The following is a 348-nucleotide window of genomic DNA, read 5'->3' as shown; positions in this document are numbered from 1 at the left end:
GACGAAGTTGTTGAGTGTTCACACAGATTGCCTTGATTCAAGTTTAGAGACAGTACACGAAGTGGGTCTGTAGCTCAGGTGGTTAGAGCGCACCCCTGATAAGGGTGAGGTCGGTGGTTCGAGTCCACTCAGACCCACCACTTCGATTACGGGGCTATAGCTCAGCTGGGAGAGCGCCTGCTTTGCACGCAGGAGGTCTGCGGTTCGATCCCGCATAGCTCCACCATATCGTACTGTATTTGTCAGAAGACAAAGCCATGAGTTGAACATCTCGTTCAATGTATGCCTTTGACTTCTTTACGAAGTTTGCTCTTTAACAATCTGGAAAGCTGATTTAAAAAGTAGTTC

2 tRNA genes are annotated in these 348 nt (G+C 48.0%); both read left to right on the top strand.

The features are described 5' to 3' along the window. Positions 1 to 63: 63 nt before the first annotated feature. Positions 64 to 140, top strand: a tRNA-Ile gene (locus tag AACR77_RS17150). A 10-nt stretch (positions 141 to 150) separates the two neighbouring features. Further along, a tRNA-Ala gene (locus tag AACR77_RS17145) sits at positions 151 to 226 on the top strand. The last annotated feature ends 122 nt before the right edge of the window (positions 227 to 348 follow it).

Source organism: Aeromonas sp. ZOR0002 (assembly GCF_963866995.1).
Taxonomy (GTDB): Bacteria; Pseudomonadota; Gammaproteobacteria; order Enterobacterales; family Aeromonadaceae; genus Aeromonas; species Aeromonas caviae.
Note: the sequence above shows the minus strand (reverse complement) of the source record. Positions and strands in the feature narration are given on the sequence as shown.